The organism is Inmirania thermothiophila (genome assembly GCF_003751635.1).
GTDB classification, from domain to species: domain Bacteria; phylum Pseudomonadota; class Gammaproteobacteria; order DSM-100275; family DSM-100275; genus Inmirania; species Inmirania thermothiophila.
In genome coordinates this window covers 96,698-116,525 of sequence record NZ_RJVI01000002.1, presented here as the reverse complement: position 1 = coordinate 116,525, position 19,828 = coordinate 96,698, and the positions used below count along the sequence as shown (strand labels likewise).

16 protein-coding genes, 2 pseudogenes and 1 riboswitch are annotated in these 19,828 nt (G+C 75.2%); of the genes and pseudogenes, 5 read left to right on the top strand and 13 right to left on the bottom strand.

The window, feature by feature from the left end; all coding sequences use genetic code 11:
• Positions 1-19: 19 nt before the first annotated feature.
• Positions 20-958, bottom strand: a complete 939-nt coding sequence (locus EDC57_RS06200) for an HDOD domain-containing protein (protein ID WP_148051437.1) — start codon at positions 956-958, stop codon at positions 20-22.
• A 75-nt stretch (positions 959-1,033) separates the two neighbouring features.
• On the opposite strand from EDC57_RS06200, the gene EDC57_RS06195 reads away from it, so the two are divergent.
• Entirely contained in the window at positions 1,034-3,355 is a 2,322-nt protein-coding gene (locus EDC57_RS06195; RefSeq protein ID WP_170165061.1) for a DUF1631 domain-containing protein, read from the top strand.
• Positions 3,356-3,389: 34 nt separating this feature from the next.
• Entirely contained in the window at positions 3,390-3,701 is a 312-nt protein-coding gene (locus EDC57_RS06190) for a hypothetical protein (protein WP_123401036.1), read from the top strand.
• Between the two features lie 21 nt (positions 3,702-3,722).
• On the opposite strand, the gene ftsH is transcribed toward EDC57_RS06190, so the two are convergent.
• From ftsH to EDC57_RS06175, 3 genes are all read right to left on the bottom strand, one after another.
• Complete coding sequence (gene ftsH, locus EDC57_RS06185; RefSeq protein ID WP_123401035.1) at positions 3,723-5,534, bottom strand: ATP-dependent zinc metalloprotease FtsH; 1,812 nt, start codon at positions 5,532-5,534, stop codon at positions 3,723-3,725.
• A 61-nt stretch (positions 5,535-5,595) separates the two neighbouring features.
• Positions 5,596-7,026, bottom strand: coding sequence for a M20/M25/M40 family metallo-hydrolase (locus EDC57_RS06180; protein ID WP_123401034.1), 1,431 nt, complete (start codon positions 7,024-7,026; stop codon positions 5,596-5,598).
• 9 nt (positions 7,027-7,035) lie between these two features.
• Positions 7,036-7,779, bottom strand: a complete 744-nt coding sequence (locus tag EDC57_RS06175; protein ID WP_245995165.1) for an adenosylcobinamide-GDP ribazoletransferase — start codon at positions 7,777-7,779, stop codon at positions 7,036-7,038.
• A gap of 77 nt (positions 7,780-7,856) precedes the next feature.
• Here EDC57_RS06175 and EDC57_RS06170 point away from each other — a divergent pair, with 77 nt between their 5' ends.
• Both EDC57_RS06170 and EDC57_RS06165 read left to right on the top strand, forming a co-directional pair.
• Positions 7,857-8,129, top strand: a complete 273-nt coding sequence (locus EDC57_RS06170; RefSeq protein ID WP_123401033.1) for an AbrB/MazE/SpoVT family DNA-binding domain-containing protein — start codon at positions 7,857-7,859, stop codon at positions 8,127-8,129.
• Positions 8,129-8,464, top strand: a pseudogene (locus tag EDC57_RS06165) (PIN domain-containing protein); the annotation flags it as partial. The gene EDC57_RS06170 and the pseudogene EDC57_RS06165, both read left to right, overlap by 1 nt.
• A 34-nt stretch (positions 8,465-8,498) precedes the next feature.
• Here the strand turns inward: EDC57_RS06165 and EDC57_RS06160 are convergent.
• The 7 genes and pseudogenes from EDC57_RS06160 to EDC57_RS06130 form a co-directional block, all read right to left on the bottom strand.
• A complete protein-coding gene (locus tag EDC57_RS06160; RefSeq protein WP_123401032.1) occupies positions 8,499-9,095 on the bottom strand; it encodes a histidine phosphatase family protein in 597 nt (198 codons plus the stop codon).
• Entirely contained in the window at positions 9,095-10,153 is a 1,059-nt protein-coding gene (gene cobT / locus EDC57_RS06155) for a nicotinate-nucleotide--dimethylbenzimidazole phosphoribosyltransferase (protein WP_123401031.1), read from the bottom strand. The genes EDC57_RS06160 and cobT overlap by 1 nt, the downstream gene beginning before the upstream one ends.
• Positions 10,150-10,671 carry a bifunctional adenosylcobinamide kinase/adenosylcobinamide-phosphate guanylyltransferase gene (cobU, locus tag EDC57_RS06150; RefSeq protein WP_123401030.1) on the bottom strand — a complete coding sequence of 174 codons (522 nt, stop codon included), beginning with the start codon at positions 10,669-10,671 and terminating at the stop codon, positions 10,150-10,152. Before cobU ends, cobT begins: the two co-directional genes overlap by 4 nt.
• On the bottom strand, positions 10,659-12,275 hold the full coding sequence (locus EDC57_RS06145) for a cobyric acid synthase (protein WP_170165114.1): 1,617 nt from the start codon (positions 12,273-12,275) through the stop codon (positions 10,659-10,661). Before EDC57_RS06145 ends, cobU begins: the two co-directional genes overlap by 13 nt.
• A gap of 14 nt (positions 12,276-12,289) precedes the next feature.
• Positions 12,290-13,165, bottom strand: coding sequence for a cobalamin-binding protein (locus EDC57_RS06140; RefSeq protein ID WP_123401028.1), 876 nt, complete (start codon positions 13,163-13,165; stop codon positions 12,290-12,292).
• Positions 13,162-14,500: pseudogene (locus EDC57_RS06135) on the bottom strand (nucleotide-binding protein). The gene EDC57_RS06140 and the pseudogene EDC57_RS06135 overlap by 4 nt, the downstream one beginning before the upstream one ends.
• 9 nt (positions 14,501-14,509) lie before the next feature.
• Positions 14,510-16,303: a TonB-dependent receptor domain-containing protein gene (locus tag EDC57_RS06130; RefSeq protein ID WP_123401027.1), complete on the bottom strand. Its 1,794-nt coding sequence runs from the start codon at positions 16,301-16,303 to the stop codon at positions 14,510-14,512.
• Between the two features lie 125 nt (positions 16,304-16,428).
• A riboswitch (cobalamin riboswitch) is annotated at positions 16,429-16,627 on the bottom strand.
• A gap of 136 nt (positions 16,628-16,763) precedes the next feature.
• Here EDC57_RS06130 and EDC57_RS06125 point away from each other — a divergent pair.
• Entirely contained in the window at positions 16,764-18,428 is a 1,665-nt protein-coding gene (locus tag EDC57_RS06125; protein WP_211331913.1) for a diguanylate cyclase, read from the top strand.
• 17 nt (positions 18,429-18,445) lie between these two features.
• Here the strand turns inward: EDC57_RS06125 and EDC57_RS06120 are convergent, their stop codons facing one another.
• Positions 18,446-19,336, bottom strand: coding sequence for an ethylbenzene dehydrogenase-related protein (locus tag EDC57_RS06120; RefSeq protein ID WP_170165060.1), 891 nt, complete (start codon positions 19,334-19,336; stop codon positions 18,446-18,448).
• Between the two features lies 1 nt (position 19,337).
• Positions 19,338-19,787, bottom strand: a complete 450-nt coding sequence (locus EDC57_RS06115; protein WP_123401025.1) for a cupredoxin domain-containing protein — start codon at positions 19,785-19,787, stop codon at positions 19,338-19,340.
• Between the last annotated feature and the right edge of the window lie 41 nt (positions 19,788-19,828).

The following is a 19,828-nucleotide window of genomic DNA, read 5'->3' as shown; positions in this document are numbered from 1 at the left end:
CGCCCGCCCCCGGGGGTGATCAGCCGATGGCGAGGATGCGCTGGGTCTGCTCCACCTCCGGCAGCGCCGCCCCGATGGCGGCGTCGACGTCGTCCGCGCCGAGCCCGATGCGCTCGGCCACCCGCGGATCGAAGAGGGCGTTGAGGTCGGCGTCGCTGCAGAAGGGGGCGTCGGTGCGGGTGTTGGCGTAGCCGTCGGCGAGGTGGACGATGGCGGGCTCGAGCCCCGGGCCCGGGGCCTCCAGCGGCCGGTGATGGTGGGTCACGGCGCGGCAGAGCTCGGGGGGCAGATTCCAGCAGGCGAGGAGCGCTCCGCCCAGCTCGGCGTGGCCGAAGCCCAGCCGCTCCTCCTCGAGCCGCTCCATCACCGCCTCGTCCCCGTCGGCGGCGATGAGCAGCTCGCGCATCACCTCGGGCCGCTCGCGGTAGAGGACGAGGCTGCCGAGATCGTGCAGGAGTCCGGCGACGAAGAGCCGCTCCGGATGCAGCACGCCGGCGCGGCGCGCCAGCTCCTTGGCGAGCAGCGCGGTGGCGACGCTGTGGCGCCAGAAGGTGCGCATGTCCACCAGGGTGATGGGGATGTTGGAGAAGACGCTCACCGCCTGCACCGCCAGCACCAGCTGGTGCAGCTCGCGCAGGCCGACGATGGTCACCGCGCGCGAGACCGTGTCCACCCGGCGCGCCATGCCGAAGTAGGCGCTGTTGACCAGCTCCAGCAGCCGTGCGGTGAGATTCGGATCCAGCGCGATGACCTCGCCGATCTCCTTCGCGCCGGCGGTCTCCGAGCGCATGAGCTCGAACAGCCGCACGCAGACCTCCGGCGGCGAGGCGAGATCCCGCGCCTCGCTCAGCAGCTCGGCGATGGCGCGCCCGCGCTCCTCGCCCGTGATGACGTCCGCCCCGTCCATCAGCTCCCCCACGATAGCCTCCTCCCCGCACCAGACTGCGAGCTCGGTCACGAACCGGATGACATCATGATGCTACCTGTATTGACAACTCATAGCAGGTCTCGAGGGCTGGCGGAGGGCACGAAGATGAGCAGCGAAAGCGTGCGCGACAAGGTGGTCCCGCTGGGACCGGTGCGCCGGGGTCCCGCCGGCATCTCCGCACCGGAGGCGAACCGGCTGCTGCGCACCGTGCTGGACTCGGCGCGGCGGTACCTGGACGAGGCCGTGGCGGCGACCCTCGACCGCCTCGACGACACCCTCTTCCGGCTCGCCGAGCGGGCCGAGAGCAACGCCGCCCAGAGCCTGTACTTCGACGCCATGCGCGAGACGCGGCTGCGCCGGCAGGCGCTCGCCGAGGCCTTCCGCGAGCACTTCGAGGCCAACTACAACGCCCTGCGCCGCGGCGAGCCGAGCCCGCTCGCGCGCCCGCCCGCCGACCCCGAGGCGAGCACCCTGGAGCTGTCGCTGGTGGACGAGCGTGAGCTGGAGGTCTCGGTGGCGGTGGGCAACATGGTGGCCAAGGCGCGCAACCTCCACCGCCAGACCCTCTACGAGCTCGAGCAGCGCCTCGCCCTCCTCCTCGGACGAGGCGAGCTCGACGGCGACGCCAACCCCTTCGGCCCCGAGGCGGTCTGCCGCAGCTTCGCCAAGGCCTGCGCCGTGCTCGAGACCGACACCCGCATCGTCCTGGTGGTGCTCAAGCTCTTCGACCAGCACGTGGTCAACGGCCTCGGCGACTACCTCGGGCGCGTCAATCGCCAGCTCGCCGACGCCGGTGTGCTGCCCGAGGTGCGCCCGCGCATCCGCGTCCATCCCGCCGCACCGCGCCGGCCGGCGTCGCCGCAGGCCGCCGGCGAGCCGACGGCGACGCCGCCCGCCGGCGAGGGCGTCTACGCCCGCACCTACCGCGGCGACGAGGCCGCGGAGGGCGACGCCCTCGCCCTCATCCGGCGCATCGCCGCCGCCCACGGCCTCGAGGCGGCGCCCGCGCCGGCGGCGGGCATCGCCCCCGGGGTCCTCGCCGCGCTCACCGCCTGGCAGCACGACCCGGCCCGGGTGGCGGAGCTCGCCGGCGACGAGGTGGAGGATCCGGGCGCCGTCAACGTCGTGCGCCTCGTCGGGGGGACCCCGCAGATGGCGGCCCTTGGCGGGGTGGACCGGCTCGTGGTCGACATCGTGGCCATGCTCTTCGACCAGATCCTCGACGACGAGGCCATCCCCGAGCCCATGAAGGCGCTGATCGGGCGGCTGCAGATCCCGATCCTCAAGGTGGCGCTCCTGGACAAGGGTTTCTTCTCGCGCCGCAGCCACCCGGCGCGCCGGCTCCTCAACGGCCTCGCCCGCGCCGCCCTGCGCTGGAGCGAGGACGAGGGCCGCGGCGAGGGCACCCTCTACCATCGCGTCGAGTCCATCGTCGAGCGGCTGCTGCAGGAGTTCGAGGACGACCCCGCCGTCTTCGAGCGGCTGGAGCGGGAGCTGACCGCCTTCCTGGGCTACGAGGAGCTCAAGGCCGAGGAGGCCGAGCGGCGCTCGGCCAAGGCCATGCAGGGCACGGAGCGGCTGGCGCTGGCGCAGATGGCGGCCGACGACGAGATCGAGCGCACGCTGGCCGAGGGGGGCGTGCCGGCGCCGGTGGAGGCCTTCCTGCGCGAGCGCTGGCGCGAGCTGCTGGTGCTGGTCCACCGCCAGGACGGCGAGGGCAGCGGCGCCTGGCGCGACGCCGTCCACACCGCCCGCACCCTCGCCTGGAGCGTGCGGCCGAAGACCTCGCGCGAGGAGCGAAGCCGCCTGGTGGCCGCGCTCCCCGCGCTGCTGCGCGCGGTCACCGCAGGCTGCGAGCGCCTGGCCATGCCCGAGGAGGCACAGCGGGCCTTCCTCGCCGAGCTCGCCCGCTGCCACCGCGCCGCCGTCGCCGGTGCGCTGCAGGACGATGCGCCCGCCGCCGATGCCGGGGCGGCACCGACCGCCCCGCCCGAGGACGCCGAGGCGGCGGAGGACGACGTCCCCACCCTCACCCCGGTGGACGAGGACGCGGACTCCGGGGCGTCCGACGTGGACCCCTTCGGCGACCTCGTGGTGGAGGAGGAGATCACCCTCGGCGAGGAGGAGGCGGAGCCCGAGCCGGAGGATGCCTTCGACGCCCTCGCCGCCGGGATCGAGGTGGGCACCTGGGTGGAGTTCACCGAGCCTGCGGGGACCCGCGTCCGCGGCAAGCTCTCCTGGAAGAGCCCGCTCACGGGCGTCTACCTCTTCACCAACCGCATGGGCTGCACGCTCACCGAGCGCACGGCGAAGGGCCTCGCCGCAGAGCTGCGCCGCGGCACCGCCCGCATCATCGAGGAGGCCCCGCTCCTCGACCGCGCCCTGGACCGCCTCCTGGGCGGCACCGCCGAGGAGGGCGGGGCATGAGGGCGCATCCCGGCTTGGGCCGGCGCAGCGGACCGTGAGCGGCTGGCTCTGCATCCGCCTCGGCGACGCCCTGCTGGCCGACGACCGCCTCGCCGAGGTGGCGCGGCGCGCCCGGGAGCACCTCGCCGCGGCCCGGGATCCCGACGACGCGACGGCCGTCTTCTACCGCCACGAGTCGGAGGGACGGCTCCACTGCGAGGTGGTGGTCTACTTCGCGCCGGCGGCGGCCGGGCTCGGGCGGGCCCTGGGTGCGCGGCCCTGCGGGCGCCCGTCGCCCCACGGCCTGAGCCTGCTCGCAGGCTCCGAGCGCGCCTGGCCGCTGCTGTTCCCGGAGCGGGGCCGCTGAGGCGCGCCGGCGCCGGGCCCTTCAGGCGGCCGCCTTCTCCATCAGCCGCTTCAGATCCGCCTCGCCCAGGGTCTCGCGGGCGAGGAGGAGCCGCGCCCCCTCCTCGAGCTGCCCGCGGCGCTCCTCGAGGATGGCGCGGGCGCGCTCGAAGGCGCCCTGCACCAGCGCGCGCACGGCGCGGTCGATCTCGCGCGCGGTCTCCTCGCTGTAGTGGCGCTCCCCCGGCTGCTGGGCGATGCCGAGAAAGCCCGGCCGGGTCTCGTCGTAGGCGACGAAGCCGAGCCGCTCGTCCATGCCGTAGCGCGTCACCATGCTGCGCGCGATCTCCGTCGCCTTGGCGAGGTCGTCGGCGGCGCCGGTGGAGAGGTGGCCGAAGACGAGATGCTCGGCCGCCCGCCCCCCGAGCAGCACCGCCATCTTGTTCTCCAGCTCCTCGCGGGTCATGAGGAAGCGGTCCTCGGTGGGCCGCTGGATGGTGTAGCCCAGGGCGCCGATGCCGCGCGGGATGATGGAGACCTTGTGCACGGGATCGGTCCCCGGCAGCGCCATGGCCACCAGCGCATGCCCCATCTCGTGGTAGGCCACCACCTCGCGCTCCCTCGGGTTGAGGACGCGGTTCTTCTTCTCCAGGCCGGCGACGATGCGCTCGACGGCGCGGGTGAAGTCGTCCATGGTGACCGCCTCGGCGCCGCGCCGGGTGGCGAGCAGCGCCGCCTCGTTGACGAGGTTGGCGAGATCGGCCCCGCTGAAGCCCGGGGTGAGCTCGGCCACCTTGGCCGCATCCACGTCCTCGGCGAGCTTCACCTTCTTCATGTGGACACGGAGGATGGCCTCGCGGCCGCGCCGGTCCGGGCGGTCCACCAGCACCTGGCGGTCGAAGCGCCCGGCGCGCAGCAGCGCCGGGTCCAGGATCTCCGGCCGGTTGGTGGCGGCGAGGATCACCAGCCCCTCGCTGGGATCGAAGCCGTCCATCTCCACCAGGAGCTGGTTCAGCGTCTGCTCGCGCTCGTCGTGCCCGCCCACGGGCCCGAGCCCGCGCGCCCGCCCGAGGGCGTCGAGCTCGTCGATGAAGATGATGGCCGGGGCGCGACCGCGCGCCTGCTCGAAGAGGTCGCGCACGCGCGCGGCCCCCACCCCCACGAACATCTCCACGAACTCCGAGCCGCTGATGGAGAAGAAGGGCACACCGGCCTCGCCCGCCACCGCCTTGGCGAGCAGGGTCTTGCCCGTGCCCGGCGGCCCCACCAGCAGCACCCCCTTCGGGATGCGCGCCCCGAGGCGCCCGTAGCCCTTGGGGTCCTTGAGGAAGGCGACGATCTCGCGCAGCTCCTCCTTGGCCTCGTCGACCCCGGCCACGTCGTCGAACTTCACCCCGGTGTCGGCCTCCACGTAGACCTTCGCCTTGCTCTTGCCGATGGAGAGGAAGCCCGAGCCGAGGCCCTGCTTCTCGGCGATGCGGCGGAAGACGAAGAGCCACAGGCCGAAGAAGACCAGCGCCGGCACCACCCACGAGAGCAGGTCGCGGAAGAAGGTGTCCTCCACCGCGCCGGTGAACTGCACGCCGTGCTCGGAGAGCGTGCGCGCGATGGCGGGATCGACACGGGTGGTGACGAAGCGCCGCTCCACGCTGCCGTCCGGGCGGACGATGTCGCCGGTGATGTAGTTGCTGCCGATGACGATGTGATCGACCCGCCCCTCCTCGAGCAGCTGCTCGAAGCGGCTGTAGGGGATGGTCTCCACCTGGGTGGCCTGCACCCACAGGTGCTGCAGCATGAGGATGCCCAGGAGGGCCACCAGCAGGTAGCCGAGGTTGAACTGCTGCTCGCGGTTCATGGATCCGCCCCGCTCGTTGCACCGCGACCAAGATGGGGGCGGACCCCCGCCCCTTCAACGCTCAGGCTGCCGCCCGGCGGGCCAGGACCTCGGCCAGGGCGGCGGTGAGCCGCCTCGCCGTCGGCAGATGCAGGAACTCGTTGGGGCCGTGGGCGTTGGCGCCGGGACCCAGGACGCCGGTGACGACGAAGGCGGCCTCGGGGAAGCGCTCGGCGAGCATCGCCATGAAGGGGATGCTGCCCCCCTCGCCCATCTGCATCATGGGGGCGCCGAAGAGCCCGCGCGAGGCCTCGTCGAGGGCCCGCTCCAGCCACGGCGGCAACGGCGGCGCGTCCCACCCCGCAGCCACGGTGTCGGGCTCGAAGCGCACGTGCGCGCCGTGGGGCGGATCGGCCTCCAGGGCCGTGCGCACCGCCTCCGCCGCGCGGCCCGGATCCGCCGTGGGCGGCAGCCGGATCGAGAGCCTCAGCACCGTCTCCGGGCGCAGCACGTTGCCCGCCGCCGCGACCGCCGGCAGCCCCGCCGCGCCCGTCACCTCCAGCGCCGCGCCCCAGGTCCGCCGCAGCACCAGCTCCGCCGGATCCTCCGCCCCGGGCCGCACCCCCGCAAGCAGCGGGAAGCGCCGCCACAGCGTCTCGCCGAGGACGGCCCCGGCGGCCTCCGCCTGCACCCGCCTCGCCGGCGGCACCTCCACCGCCAGCGCGGGCAGGCGCAGCCGCCCGCTCGCCCCCTCCTCGATCCGTTCCAGCAGCAGCCGCGCGATGCGGAAGCTGGAGGGCACGACGCCGCCGGCATCCCCCGAGTGGACGCCCTCGCCCGCCACCGCCACCCGCAGCGTCCCCGCCACCAGGCCGCGCAGGGAGGTGGTGAGCCACAGCCGCGCCCAGTCACCGCAGCCGGAGTCGAGGCAGACCACGAGCTCGGGGGAGCCGATGCGGCCGGCGAGCGCCTCCACATGGGCGGCGAGATCGGGCGAGCCGCTCTCCTCGGAGCACTCGGCGAGGATCAGGCAGCGCGGGTGCGGGCGCCCCTGGGCCTGGAGCGCGGCGAGGGCGGTGAGCGCGGCGAAGAGGGCGTAGCCGTCGTCGGCGGCGCCGCGCCCGTAGAGCCGCTCGCCCTCCACCACCGGCGTCCACGGGCCGAGGCCCTCGCGCCAGCCGGTCATCTCGGGCTGCTTGTCCAGATGCCCGTAGAGCAGCACCTCGCCGGGCCCGGTGCCCGCCACCTCGACCCAGAGCAGCGGCGTGCGCCCCGCAAGGCGCGACACCCCCACCGTCATGCCCCGCACCGGCTGGGCCCGGCACCAGGCCGCGGCATGGGCCACCGCCGCCTCCAGATGGCCGTGCCCGGCCCAGTCCGGATCGAACGCCGGCGACCGCGCCGGGATGCGCACGTACTGCGCAAGCGCCGGCAGCACCGCCTCCTCCCAGCGCCGCGCCACCCACGCCATCAGCCCCTGCATCACGCCGCCCCTGCCGCGCACCGCGCCCATTCCACCAGCCTATGCGCCCGCCACCGCGGCCACAAGGGCCGCCGCCTCGGCGAGCTGGATCGCCGCCCCCACGACGTCGCCGGTGAGCCCCCCGAGACGGCGCAGGGCCCAGCCGCGGACCCCGAGGACCGCCCCGCCCGCGCCGGCCCAGGCGGCGAGCGCCGGCACACCGCCCAGCGCCACGCTCGCCCCCAGCGCCACCCCGGCGCCGGCGAGGCAGGCCCGGCGTGGCGCGTGGCGCACCGCGGCCTCGGCCATGCCCCCGGGCCGCACGTAGGGCGTCCACGCCAGCAGCACCGCCGCGAGGGCGCGCGCGGCCACCGCCGCCACCGGCGGCACCACCCATCGCCCCTGGGCGACGAGGGCCGCAAGCCCCTGGTGCGCGAGCAGCAGCACGAGCACGATGGCGGTGACGCCGGCGGGACCGCTCGCCGGATCCTTGAGGATGGCCAGCGTGCGCGCGCGATCGCCGAGCCCGCCCACCCAGGCGTCGGCGGTGTCCGCAAGCCCGTCGAGATGCAGCGCACCGGTCACGAGGACCCACACCGCCAGGGCCACGGCCGCCGCAAGCCCCGCGCCCGCCCCCGAGGCCGCGGCGCCCCAGGCCACCAGGGCCACCGGCGCGCCCACGGCCACGCCCGCCACCCCATACCACGCCAGCGAGGCGCCGTGCTCAGGCCCCGTCGGCCGCGGCACCGCCGGTACCGGCCAGCGGGTCAGCAGCCCCAGCGCGATCCGCAACGGCCTCAGCATCGTCCCCAGCCGCTCGCGAACGACATCCGGATCATCATGTGCCACGATCCTGTCAGGGCTGCCAGAAGGAGGTCGGCATGGCCACGGCCAGCCACGAGGTCCGCATCGGCAAGCAGGGGCGGGTGGTGATCCCGGCCGAGCTGCGTGCCGCCCTGAAGTCAAAGCCTCGAGATCGCCTGATCGCCCGCGTGGAGGGAGACCGTCTGGTACTGGAGACTCGCGAGGCCCTCATCGAGCGGATGCAGGCACGATTCCGGCACATCCCGCCGGAGGTCAGCCTCGTCGACGAGCTGATCAGCGAGCGACGACAGGACGCCCGGCGCGAAGAGGAGGCGCTGCGGAGATCGTGATGAGCGTGGTCCTCGACGCCTCGGCGCTGCTGGCCCTCCTGCACCGGGAGCCGGGTGACGGGCAAGTGGCCGCAGCACTTCCAGGGGCGCGGGTGTCCACCGTCAACTGGTCGGAGGTACTCGCCCGGGCCATCCAGAAGGGTGTCCACACCGACGGGCTCACCGAGGAGCTCGCCGAGGCAGGGGTCCTCTTTCGACCGTTCCCGGTCCATCACGCGGAGATGGCTGCCAGGCTCCGCGGGCGCACCCGACCATACGGCTTGTCCCTCCCCGACCGTGCCTGCCTGGCGCCGGCCCTGGACGAGGGGCTGGCCGTGCCCACCGCCGACCGCGCATGGCGCAAGCTCGAGGCCGGCGTGGAGATCCGGCTCATCCGCCGAGCTCCGGCGGCACATGGGCAATCAGGCTCGCCCAGCGCCGCCCCGCCTCGTCCACGCCGCAGCGCAGGCGGGTGCGGCATGCCGGCGGGACCTCGATGCGCAGCAGCGCCTCGTCCGGCATGCCCAGCACCAGGCCCAGGATGAGGCGGATCACGCCGCCGTGGGTCACCACCAGCACCGGACCGGTGCCGGCAAGGACCGCCTCCCAGCCCGCACACACCCGGGCGCGGAAGGCCTCCCAGGACTCGCCCTCGGGGGGCGTGGCGGCCGCCGGATCCACGAGGCGCTGCAGGTAGCCGGGCTCGTCGGCAAGCTCCCGGGTCGTGCGCCCCTCCCAGCGGCCGAACCCCATCTCGGCGAGCTCCGCCACCGTCTCCAGGCGCGTCCCGGTCCGCCGGGCCAGCCGCCACGCGAACTCGCTGCACCGCCGCAGCGGCGAGGTGAGGATCCGCCGCCACGGCCCCGCACCGCGCAGCGCCGCCTCCATCTGCCGCCAGACCTCCGGGCTCAGGGGATCGTCCCGGCCGCCGCCGCGCAGGATGGGGCCGCCCTCGCAGGCGCCGTGGCGCAGGAGATCCACCTCCATCACGCCGGGCCCCCGCTGACGCCGGCCTCCTCGAAGGTGGCCATGCCGTCGTGGAGGGCGCAGGCGAGGCGCAGCACCGCCACCGACGCCGCCGCCCCCGTGCCCTCGCCGAGACGCATGCCGAGGTCGAGCACCGGCTCGGCCCCGAGCGCCGCCAGCAGGCGGGCATGACCGCCCTCGGCGGAGCGGTGGCCGAAGAGCAGCCACGGCCGGACCTCGGGCCGGACGCGCACCGCCGCGAGCGCCGCCGCGCCGGCGATGAAGCCGTCCACCACCGCCGGGATCCCCGCCTGGGCGCAGGCGATGTAGGCGCCGGCGATGGCGGCGATCTCGAAGCCGCCGAGGCGGCGCAGCGCCTCCATGGGGTCGCCCGCGGCCGCCCGGTGCAGGGCCAGCGCCCGCCGGATCGCATCCACCTTGCGCGCAAGCCCCGCGTCGTCCACCCCGGTGCCCCGGCCCGCCACGGCGTCGGGCGCCAGATCCAGCAGGGCCGCCGTCAGGGCCGCGGCGACGGTGGTGTTGGCGATGCCCATCTCGCCGGCGACGAAGAGGTCGCAGCCGGCCTCCCGCGCCCGGGCCACCGCCTCGCGCCCGGCGCCGAGCGCGCCGGCGAGCTGCCCGGGTGTCATCGCCGGGGCGCGGGTGAAGTTGGCCGTGCCGGCGCCCTGCCGCGCCGCGACCACGCCCGGCAGCGGCCCCGGATCGGCGGCGGCGCCCACGTCCACCACCTCCAGGCTCGCCCCGAGGGTGCGCGCGAGCACGCTGATGGCCGCGCCCCCGCGGGCGAAGTTGCGGATCATCTCCACCGTGACCGCCTGGGGGAAGGCGCTCACCCCCTCCTCGGCGACGCCGTGGTCGGCGGCGAAGACCACGATTCGCACCCGATCGAGGCGCGGCCGCGCCCGTCCCTGCAGGGCCGCCAGCCGCACCGCCAGCGTCTCGAGCCGTCCCAGCGACCCGGGCGGCTTGGTCAGCCGCTGCTGGCGCAGCCGCGCCGCCTCCCCCGCCGCGGCGTCGGGCCGGCGTACCGGCTCCCTCGTCCATGCCGTGGTGCTCATGATCCGCCTCCCTTGAGCAGCAGCGGCAGGCCCGCCACCATCAACGTGACGCGCTCGCAGCGCGCCGCCACCTCCTGGTGCAGCCGGCCCGCCTCGTCGAGAAACCGCCGCGCCAGCGTCCCCTCCGGGATCACCCCCATGGAGGTCTCGTTGGCCACGAGGACGAGGCGGCCGGGAAGCCGCGGCAGCACCTCCAGCAGGGCCGCCACCTCAGCCCCGCGGCGCTCCGCCTCCGTCTCCACGAAGAGGTTGGTGAGCCACAGGGTCAGGCAGTCGACGATGAGGCACCGCCCCGGCGCCGCCTCGCGCGCGAGCGCCTGGGCCAGGGCGAGCGGCGCCTCCACCGTGCGCCAGTGCGCCGGCCGCCGCGCCCGATGCGCGGCGATGCGCGCCCGCATCTCCTCGTCCAGCGCCCGGGCCGTGGCCACGCAGACCACCTCCAGCCCCGAGGCCGCCGCCTGCGCCTCGGCGTGCCGGCTCTTGCCCGAGCGCACGCCTCCGAGGATCAGCTCCCGCATCGGGGCACCTCCCGCCGTCGTCTCCGCCCGCGCACGGGGCGACGCCCCTCCAGCAGGGCCAGCACCGCCTCCATGTCCAGATGGGCCTCGACGGCGTCGGCGAGCCGCTCGAGCGCCGCCTCGCGCGCGGCCTCCATGTCCGGCGCCGCCCCCGGCGCCTCCAGCCCCGCCCAGGCGAGCAGCGCCTCGCAGGCGGCGGGCTCGTCGAAGAGGCCGTGGACGTAGGTGCCCATCACCTGCCCGTCCTCGGACACCGCACCGTCCGGCCCGTCGGCGAGCTCCGCCACCGGCCGCGCGAGCCCCGGCCCCTCGCTCACCCCGGCGTGGATCTCGTAGCCGCGCACCGGTGCGGCGGCGAAGACGAGCCGGCCGGCCACCTGCGCCAGCCGCTTCTGCGGCCGCAGCACCGTCTCCACCGCCAGCAGCCCGAGCACCGCCGTGGAACCCGCCCCGCCCTCGACGCCCTCGGGGTCGTGCACCGCCCGCCCCAGCATCTGGAAGCCGCCGCAGATCCCCAGCACCCGCCCCCCGTAGCGCAGGTGACGCAGGATCGCCGCCTCCCAGCCGCGCCGGCGCAGCCAGTCGAGATCGGCGCGCACGGCCTTGCTCCCCGGGAGCACGATGAGGTCCGCAGGCGCCGGATCGCGGGCGAAGCGCAGGTCCACCCGCGGGTGCAGCCGCAGGGGATCGAAATCGGTGTGGTTGCTGATGCGGGGCAGCGCCGCCACCACCACGCGCAGCACGTCCTGCGCCGGCGCCGCCTGCCTCTGCGCCGCCCCGACCGTCCACGCGGCACAGCACGTCCCGCCTGCCGCGTATCCGCCTCCCCACGACGGCGGCTTGCGCCCGCTCCCGCAGCCGCGTGCTTCGCACGCCCGTGTCCCGGGCGCCGCCTGCACCGCCTCCACGGCGTCCTCCGCCTCCAGCACGAGGCCGTGCAGGTACGGCAGCACCCCGAGCACGGGCCGTCCGGTGCGCCCCTCGAGCCACTCGAGACCCGGCGCGAGCAGCGCCGGATCGCCGCGGAAGCGGTTGATGACGAAGCCGCGCACCTGCGCGCGCTCACGCGGCGCGAGCAGCTCCAGGGTGCCCACGAGGTGGGCGAAGACACCGCCGCGGTCGATGTCCGCCACCACCGCCACCGGGCAGTCCACCGCCTCGGCGAAGCCCATGTTGGCGATGTCGCCCTCGCGCAGGTTGACCTCGGCGGGGCTGCCGGCGCCCTCCACCAGCACCGCCTCGAAGCGCGCCGCGAGCCGCTCGAAGGCCGCCACCACCGCCTCCCGCAGGCGCGGCTTCAGGGCGTGGTAGGCGCGCGCGTCGAAGGTGCCGATGGCCCGCCCGCACAGGACCACCTGCGCCCCGCGGTCGCTCTCGGGCTTGAGCAGCACCGGGTTCATGTCCCGCTCCGGCGCCAGCCCGCAGGCGCGCGCCTGCACCGCCTGGGCGCGGCCGATCTCGCCGCCGTCGGCGGTCACGGCGGCGTTGAGGGCCATGTTCTGTGGCTTGAAGGGGGCCACGCGCACCCCGCGCCGGGCGAGCGCCCGCCCGAGGCCCGCCACCAGCGTGCTCTTGCCCGCATCCGAGGTGGTGCCCTGGATCATGAGCACGCCCCGCCTCACGGCCCGCCCTCCGCGCTGCGCACCGCCTCCAGGGCCCGGCACAGCCGCTCGGCGCCGTCGAGCAGGCGCGGCGTCGGCCTCTGCAGGAGATCGGCGTCGAGGCCGATGAGGTGGCCCCGCCCCACCGCGCGCAGGAAGGGGAAGCGGCGCCAGAAGGCGGCCCAGCCCTCGCGGCCCTCGCGCAGGCCGAAGACGATGGCGTCGGGGTCGGCGGCGATCACCGCCTCGACGGTCACCGTCGGCGCGAGCTCGGCGAGCTGCGCGAAGACGTTGCGCCCGCCGCAGAGCTCGATCAGGCGGCTGATGATCTGGGGCCCGCCGACGGTGATGAGCGGCCGGTCCCAGACCTGGTAGAAGACGCGCACCGGCCGGCGTCCCGACCAGCGCGCGCGCAGGGCGGCCAGCCGCGCCCGGAAGCGCGCCGCCGCCTCGCCCGCGCGCTCCTCGGTCCCCGCCAGCCGCCCCAGGGCCTCGATGGCGGCGGCGATGTCCTCCAGCCGCCGCGGCTCGGTGGCGAAGACGGCGAGCCCCGCCGCCTCCAGCCGCGTCAGCGCCGCGCCGTTGCCGCTCGCCCAGCCCACCACCAGATCCGGATGCAGGGCCACGATGCGCTCGAGATCCAGCGCCCGGTAGCCGCCGACGCGGGGGATGGCGCGCGCCTCGGGCGGGTAGTCGCTCCACTCCACCGCGCCCACGATGCGCCCTCCCGCCCCGGCGGCGAAGAGGAGCTCCGTGGCATGGGGGGCGAGGCTCACGATGCGTCGCGCCGGCGCCGCGAGGCGCACGGTCACCCCGCGGTCGTCGGTGGCCGTGACCGCCGCCGCGGGCAGTGCGGCGAGGACGAGCCAGAGGACGGCCGCGGCCCGCATCATGGCGCCGCGGCCCCGAAGAGGGCCGCCGCCGCGGCCGGGTTGGACGGGAAGTAGAAGTGGACGAAGCTCGCGGTGAGCGCGCCGCTGCGGTAGACGGACTCGCCCGCCCGCCCCGCCGGGTCGCGGGCCACCGCCGCCGGCGCGAGCGCGACCTCGGCGCGGGCGTGGTGGAAGCTGTGCCCGCGCAGGGGCCCCGCCCCGAGGTCCACCTCCTGATAGCCGATGAAGGCGACCTGCCCGCCCACCTCGGCCCGCCCCGGGAGGATGCCCGCCATGGGGCGTGCCCGCCCGTCGTGGGCGAGGACGTCGAGCAGGTAGAGGAGCCCGCCGCACTCGGCGAGCAGCGCCCGGTCCGCCCGGCAGTGGGCCTCGAGCCACGCCCGCGTCCGCGCCGCCGCCGCAAGCCGCTCCAGGTGCAGCTCCGGATAGCCCCCGGGGAGCCAGACCGCGTCGGCGGCGGGCACCGCCTCGTCGGCCAGCGGCGAGAAGAAGGCGATCTCGGCCCCCATCGCCCGCAGCAGCTCGAGATTGGCCGGGTAGAGGAAGGCGAAGGCGGCGTCGCGGGCGACGGCGATGCGCCGACCCGCGAGCAGCCGCGGCGGCGGGGGCGGCAACGGCCCCGCCGGCGGCGACCACGGCGTCGCGGCCCCCTCCAGGCCGAGGGCGTCGGCGAGGGCGTCGAGACGGGCCGGCAGGTCCGCCACCTCGCCGGGCAGCACCAGGCCCAGGTGCCGCTCCGGAAGCAGGCCCTCCGCGCGCGCGGGCAGCGCCGAGGCCGCGCTGATGGGCTGGCGCGTGCTCCGGCAGGCCCTCCGCGCGCGCGGGCAGCGCCCCCCACCAGGCGAGCCCCGGGGGGAGGCTCCGCCGCAGCATCTCGGCATGCCCGGGGCCGGCCACGCGGTTGGCGACGACCCCCGCCACCGCGAGGCCCGGCCGGTAGGCCGCAAGCCCCAGGGCGACGGCGCCGAAGGTCTCCGCCATGGCGGCGGCGTCGATCACCAGCAGCACCGGAAGGCCCAGCCGCGCGGCCAGCGCCGCGGTCGAGGCCGGCCCGTCGTGCAGCCCCATCACCCCCTCCACCAGGAGGACGTCGGCCCCGGCCGCGGCGCGGGCAAGGCGCGCCCGGCAGTCCGCCTCGCCCCCCATCCAGAGGTCGAGCTGCTCCACCGCGGCCCCGGTGGCCGCGGCCAGCAGCGCCGCGTCCAGGAAGTCGGGCCCCGCCTTGAAGGCCCGCACGCGGCGGCCCCGGCGTTGCAGCCGCCGCGCCAGGGCCGCCGCCACCGTGGTCTTGCCCTGGCCGGAGGCGGGCGCGCTCACGAGCAGGGCGCAGGCCATCGCCGCCGCCTATCCGCGGGGCCGCGCGTAGCGCAGGGTGAGGAAGACCCCGCGCCCGGGCTGGGGGTAGCCCGCGGCGGTCTCGTAGTCCTTGTCGAGGGCGTTCTCGACCCGGGCCTGCAGCCGCAGGGCGCGCGAGAGCCGGTAGGCGCCGCGCAGGTCGAGCACGGCGTAGCCCGCAAGCCGCCGCGTGTTGGCGAGATCGTCGTAGCGCGGCCCCTCGGCGCGCAGCGTCGCCCCGGCCGACCAGCGCCCGCGGTCGCGGTCCAGCTCGATGCGGCCGAAGGCCCTGGCGCGCCGCGGCAGCGTGTTGCCGCGCTCGGCGCCGTCGCCGCGGTTCTCCGGCTCCTGCAGCGTGGCGCCGGCGCGCAGCGCCCAGTCGCCGAGCCGCAGCGCGGCCTCGCCCTCGAGACCGACGATGCGGGCCTCGTCGATGTTGCGCGGCGTGAAGCTCGCGTCGAAGCCGATCAGGTCGTCGATGCGGGTCGCGAACAGGGTCAGCGACCACCACTGCCTGCGGCGCAGGCCGAGCTCCACGGAACGGGACCGCTCGGGGTCCAGGTCGGGGTTGCCGAAACCAGGGAAGTAGAGCTCGTTGAAGGTGGGCGCCTTGAAGGCGGTGCCGTAGGCGGCGACGAGGCGCAGCCCGGCGCCCACCTCCCGGCCCCAGGCGACGCTGCCGGTGACGTGATCTCCGAACTGCTCGTTGTCGTCGTGGCGCAGCGCGAGCGCCCAGTCGCCGGCCGCGCTCCCCGCCTGCCACTGCGCGAAGACGCCGGTGTCGCGGCGCGTCTCCACGGCGTAGCCCGCGGTGCCGCCCACCTCGTCGTCCAGGTAGTCCACCCCCAGGCTGAGGACGCCGGCGCCCACAGGGAGGTCGGCCTGGACGGTGGCGCTGTCGCGCTCGGTGACGAAGCGGCTCACGAAGGCGCCGTCGAGGGTGTTGTCGGACTCGTCGCGGGCCCGCCCCAGGCGCACCGTCCACAGCGCCTCCCCCCGCTCGATCCGCGTCTCGAGACGCACCACCTCCTGGAGGGTGTCGGCGCCGTTCTGGAAGGCGCCGTCGAACTCGGTCTCGCCCTCGGACCGAAGCCAGCCCAGCTCCACCTCCACATCCCCGACGCGCCCGCCGAGGCTGAGGCTGGCCCCGAGGTTGCGGTAGCCGTCCTCGTCGGGCTTGATGGCAAAGCAGCCCTCCGTGAGACTGCCGCGGCAGGCATCGATGCCGTCGGTATCGAGGCCGGACAGCCCCAGGGCGTACCAGGCCTTTCCGCCGCCGCCGCGCAGCGAGAGGCTGGCGCTGGCGGTGGCGCGGCTGCCCGCGCCGAGGGCGGCGGAAAGGTCCGGCCCGCCCCCGCGCCGGGTGAAGATCTGGATCACGCCGCCGATGGCCTCGGAGCCGTAGAGGGCCGAGCGCGGCCCGCGCACGATCTCGATGCGCTCGATCTCGGCGAGCGGCAGTTGCTCGAAAGCGGTCGTCCCGAGGGTGGCCGAGCCCACCCGCACGCCGTCCACCAGCACCAGGACGTGGTCGGACTCGGTGCCACGCAGGAAGAGCGAGGTGGCCTTGCCGTCGCCGCCGTTGTTGGCGATCCCGATGCCGGGCAGGCCGGCGAGCAGCTCCTGGACGCTGCGGACCTGGCTGCGCTCGATGGCCTCGCGCGTGATCACGGTCACCGAGGCCAGGGTCTCGTCGGCAGTCTCGGCGGTGCGCGTGGCGGTGACGATGAGGGGGGCGGCGGTCTCGGCGGCGACGGCGGGGCCGGCCGCGAGCAGGGCCGCGACGAGGGCGGTCTTGCGCATGGATCTCCTCCTCCGTGCACACCCGCACGGGTGCGGTGCAACATCGGCGCGCGGAGGAGGGTGGGGAGGAGACGCCCGGCACGACCGGCTCCGCCCGGCGCCGCCCTCCGCAGCGCCACCGGCAGCGTCTCGGGCCGGTCTCCGGGCTCGCGGGCGGGGCCGTGCGACCCCGGGGGCTGCGCCTTCCCATGCCCTAAGGCACAGTGGCCTCGTGCAGCCCCCTCGACCCGCCTACCGTTGCGGGGGCAGCGCCGGACTTGCTCCCGTGGGAGCGCACCGGTCTTCCCGTTTCACCTCCGGCTCCGGCCGGAGGCACCCGAGACATCCCTCCCGCGGGAGGGGCCGCCAATCTAGGCGCCGGGCCCGGAGGCTGTCAAGGCGCCGGGCCGCCCCCGTGGCGGTGCGCGGAGGCGGCCGGTATGATCAGCATTCCGCAAGGGTCGCCGGGGGTACGACGGGGGTGCTCAACCGCATCGGACACAAGATCCTTCTCATGGTGGGGATCGTCGCCACGCTCGGCCTGGTCTCCACGACCTACTACCTGACGCTCAACGAGGAGCGCAACATCATCCGCCAGAACGAGGCGACGGTGCGCAAGCTCGCCGAGAGCGTGATCCAGGCGCTGCAGACGGTGATGCTGGCGGGCTATGCCGACGTCGCCCAGACCTTCGCCGACAACCTCAAGCGCGTCTCGGACGTCGCCGACTTCCGCATCCTGCGCACCAGCGGCATCGAGGCCTTCCGCGACAACGAGACCATCCGCGCGGTCAACCGCCGCCGCGGCGAGGAGGAGTTTCCGCCGCACGAGACCGAGGCCGTGGTGCGGGTCCTGCCGGCCGAGCACAGCGCCCTGCAGGAGGCGCTGCGGACCAAGGAGATGGTCGCCTACTACGAGTGGGACTCCAGCGGACAGCGCTATCTCACCTTCCTCGCCCCCATCCGCAACCAAAATCGCTGCCACCGCTGCCACGGCGGCGACCACGAGGTGCGCGGCCTCCTCAAGCTCACCACCTCCATGGCCCCGGTGGAGCAGGCCGTGCGCGAGACCTGGCAGCGCGGGCTGGTGCTGATGGCGCTGGCGGTGGCGCTGGTGCTCGCGACCACCGGACTGCTCATCCGCCGCTCCGTGGTGCGTCCCATCACCGAGGTCACCGACGCGATGGTGCACGTGGCCGAGGGCGACCTCACGCGCCGCGTTCCGGTGGTGAGCGACGACGAGCTCGGCCGCATGGCCTCGAGCTTCAACCGCATGATCCAGCGGGTGCTGAAGAGCTACACCGGCCTGCAGCAGGAGCAGGACAAGCTGACCACCATCATCCTCAGCGCCCGCGAGGGCATCGTGGTCACCGACCGCACCGGCCAGGTGGTGCTGGTCAACCCGGCGGCCGAGACGCTGGTCGGCAAGGACATGCGGCGCATCGCCGCCGAGGGCTTCCTCAACCTCTTTGACGACCCCGAGGCCATGGTGGAGTGGCTGTCCCGGGACCACGCCGACGAGCCGGTGGTCCTGCACCGCGGCGGGCGCGTGCTGAGCGTGCACGTCGCCACCATCCGCACCCGCAAGGACCAGGTCGTGGGCTCGGCGGCCCTCATCCGCGACATCACCAAGGAGAAGCAGCTCGAGGAGGAGCTACGCCGCGCCTCCGTGACCGACCCCCTCACGGGGCTCTACAACCGGCGCCACCTCGACGAGACCCTGGCCCGCGAGTACCGGCGCGCCGAGCGCTACGAGCTGCCGCTCTCGGTGGTCATGTTCGACGTCGACCACTTCAAGCGCTTCAACGACGAGCACGGCCACGAGCAGGGCGACCGGGTCCTGCAGGCCATCGCCGAGGTGACGCGCCGCGCCGTGCGCAACACCGACATCCCCTGCCGCTACGGCGGCGAGGAGTTCCTCGTGATCCTGCCCAGCACCCCCCTCGACGGCGCCGCGCACCTCGCCGAGCGCCTCCGCGAGGAGGTGGAGCGCACCCCGGTGGACGGCCTGCGCGTCACCATCAGCGTCGGGGTGGCGGCCCTGCCCGAGCATCGGGGCCAGGGGCCCGACGACCTCGTGGAGGCGGCCGACGCCGCCCTCTATCGGGCCAAGCAGGCGGGACGCAACCGCGTCTGCCGCGCGGCCTGAGCCCGCCGCCGAGGCGCTCACGGGGCCGGCGCGAGCTCGAAGCGCAGCGTCCCCGAGACGCTCTTGTGCTGGTCGTAACCGCGGTCGAAGACGGCGATGGCGCCGCGGATCGTGCGCCCGGGCTGGAGGCGTGCGTCGTCGGCGTGGCCGGTGTCCAGGGCGCGGGAGAACTCCACCTGCCAGAAACCGTCGCGCCAGACGCCCTTCGCCTTCACGTCCGCCCGGCTCCCCGTGGGGCCGCCCGCCACGGGCTCGACACTGGGGATCTCCGTGGGCCCTGCGCCCAGCGGCTTCCTTCGCAGGCGGTAGACACCCTCGCCCTCGTCCGGGCGCTTGCGGATGTAGACCGTGCGGCCGTCCGGCCCGTCGTACTCGGCCGCGTCCTCCAGGGGGTCGTGGCCGATGACGAAGTGGAGGTCGTCGGCGAAGCCGGCTGCATCGGTGCGACCCGCGGCCCAGAACCAGACGTCCACCTCGTAGTCGGCACGGGTGAGCATGCACCAGTCGTAGCTGCCGCCCATCTCGAAGCGCACGGCGAAGGCGTCGTCGCGCTCGCGCCCCCGGCGGTAGCGGTTGCCCCGGCGCTTCCACGGCCGGTGCTCTCGGTTCTCCTCCGAGTCCGGCCAGCGCGCCGCGAGGTAGATGCGGTCGCCGGCCATGCGGGCAGCGAGAACCACCACACGCTCGCCGGTGGTGTTCTTCTCGTCGCCCTCCAGCGCCGGGCCGACCGGCACCGGCACCCAGCGGGCGTCCTCCCACTCGGAGAGGTCCCCGTCCACCACCGGCGCCGCACCCGCCCACGGCACCGGCACCGCCACCTCCGCCGGCTCGCGTGGGATCTGCTCGGCACCCGCCCCCGCCGCGGCAACGGCGAGGGCGAGCGCCCAGCGGACGCGCCCCCGCGCCACCTCAGCGCACCACGATCTCGCCTTCCATGCCCCTGTCGCGATGGTCGTCGATGGTGCAGTAGACGGGGAAGCTGCCCTTCCCCACGGCGACGAAGAAGAGCTCCAGCTCGCCGCCCGGCTTGATCTCGAAGGCCTTGAAGTACGGGGCCTTGACCTCGACCTTCTCGGCCTCGGCCTTGCGCCAGGCCACCGCCTTGTAGAACTCCGGGGCGGTGAAGTAGTGCGCCTTCTCGCCCTCGTTCTCGATCACGAGCTTGTAGGGCTTCCCCGCCTCGAGCACGATCCGGTCCGGCGCGTACTCGTACTCCTCGATACGCACCTCGATCCGCTGCGCCTGCTTCCAGTCCGCCGCCTTGACGATGGCCTCGCCGTCGCGGATGGGGTCCTGCCCCGCCGCCCCCATCACCGGCACGATCCCCGCCAGCATGACGACCCCGATGCGCTTGTACATGGCCGGACCTCCCCAGCATTGAACGTCGCGGTATTGTACAT

Bases quoted from the DNA above. Each gene is read 5' to 3' on its own strand.
- EDC57_RS06195 (WP_170165061.1), top strand. From the start codon at position 1,034: ATGAGCAGCGAAAGCGTGCGCGACAAGGTGGTCCCGCTGGGACCGGTG.
- ftsH (WP_123401035.1), bottom strand. From the start codon at position 5,534: ATGAACCGCGAGCAGCAGTTCAACCTCGGCTACCTGCTGGTGGCCCTC.
- EDC57_RS06180 (WP_123401034.1), bottom strand. From the start codon at position 7,026: ATGGGCGCGGTGCGCGGCAGGGGCGGCGTGATGCAGGGGCTGATGGCG.
- EDC57_RS06175 (WP_245995165.1), bottom strand. From the start codon at position 7,779: ATGCTGAGGCCGTTGCGGATCGCGCTGGGGCTGCTGACCCGCTGGCCG.
- EDC57_RS06170 (WP_123401033.1), top strand. From the start codon at position 7,857: ATGGCCACGGCCAGCCACGAGGTCCGCATCGGCAAGCAGGGGCGGGTG.
- EDC57_RS06160 (WP_123401032.1), bottom strand. From the start codon at position 9,095: ATGGAGGTGGATCTCCTGCGCCACGGCGCCTGCGAGGGCGGCCCCATC.
- cobT (WP_123401031.1), bottom strand. From the start codon at position 10,153: ATGAGCACCACGGCATGGACGAGGGAGCCGGTACGCCGGCCCGACGCC.
- cobU (WP_123401030.1), bottom strand. From the start codon at position 10,671: ATGCGGGAGCTGATCCTCGGAGGCGTGCGCTCGGGCAAGAGCCGGCAC.
- EDC57_RS06145 (WP_170165114.1), bottom strand. From the start codon at position 12,275: ATGATCCAGGGCACCACCTCGGATGCGGGCAAGAGCACGCTGGTGGCG.
- EDC57_RS06140 (WP_123401028.1), bottom strand. From the start codon at position 13,165: ATGATGCGGGCCGCGGCCGTCCTCTGGCTCGTCCTCGCCGCACTGCCC.
- EDC57_RS06130 (WP_123401027.1), bottom strand. From the start codon at position 16,303: ATGCGCAAGACCGCCCTCGTCGCGGCCCTGCTCGCGGCCGGCCCCGCC.
- EDC57_RS06115 (WP_123401025.1), bottom strand. From the start codon at position 19,787: ATGTACAAGCGCATCGGGGTCGTCATGCTGGCGGGGATCGTGCCGGTG.